The organism is Klebsiella sp. 4_1_44FAA (assembly GCF_000238715.1).
Classification (GTDB): domain Bacteria; phylum Pseudomonadota; class Gammaproteobacteria; order Enterobacterales; family Enterobacteriaceae; genus Klebsiella; species Klebsiella pneumoniae.
This window is the reverse complement of record NZ_JH414855.1, coordinates 1-696: the sequence shown is the minus strand read 5'-3', so window position 1 is coordinate 696 and position 696 is coordinate 1. Positions and strand designations below refer to the sequence as shown.

General features: G+C 60.6%; 2 protein-coding genes. Both read right to left on the bottom strand.

Annotated features, from left to right (window positions below):
• Window positions 1-101: 101 nt before the first annotated feature.
• Window positions 102-365 carry a hypothetical protein gene (locus tag HMPREF1024_RS0127985; RefSeq protein WP_009310183.1) on the bottom strand — a complete coding sequence of 88 codons (264 nt, stop codon included), beginning with the start codon at window positions 363-365 and terminating at the stop codon, window positions 102-104.
• A gap of 166 nt (window positions 366-531) precedes the next feature.
• The coding region (locus HMPREF1024_RS32215) for a phosphoribosylaminoimidazolesuccinocarboxamide synthase (protein ID WP_009310182.1) at window positions 532-696 on the bottom strand (165 nt) is incomplete at its 5' end.

The window sequence follows — 696 nt, the reverse complement described above, 5'->3', positions numbered from 1 at the left end:
AGCGAAGTAGAGCGAAAGCCCAAATTGCCACGACGAGTACCATGCCGATGGCGAGCACGGCCCACCAGATACGGCGGCGCTTGGTGTAGTCCTCATCCTGCTTAAGGAGGACTATTCGACACCGTATAGATACGATCCTCGCGAGCACGCTGCTTGGCCTTGCGGGCGCGCTTCTCCTCCTTGGAAAGGCCTTCCAGGTTTTCACCCTTCTCGAGCTCTTTGCGGCGTGCCTTAGACGAAGCCGGCACGACGCGAACGGAGCTCGCTGCCTGGCGAGCGGGCTTAGCAGATGCGGCGGACTTGCGCGCAACCCCGGCAACTTCGTGGGATTGCGTGCGCTTGTTCGTGGCGCTACGGGTACTCACTTATGCGTTCTCCTTCATGCTTGTGAACTGGGAGCCCGTGATGATCTGGAAGGCCTCGCGATAGCGCTCGGACGTGCCATCGATGACCTCGGCGGGCAGGTGCGGGGTCTCCCCCGTCATATCCCAGTTGGCTTTGAGCCAATTGCGGACGAATTGTTTGTCGTAGCTAGGCTGAATCTTGCCCTCCTCGTAGCTGGCGGCGGGGCCAGAAACGGCTGGAGTCGGGCGTTAGGCACTCGTCGATCAGCGTAACCTTGCCATCGATGACACCGAACTCGAACTTGGTGTCGGCGATGATGATGCCTCGAGTCGCGGCATACTCGGCAGCGGC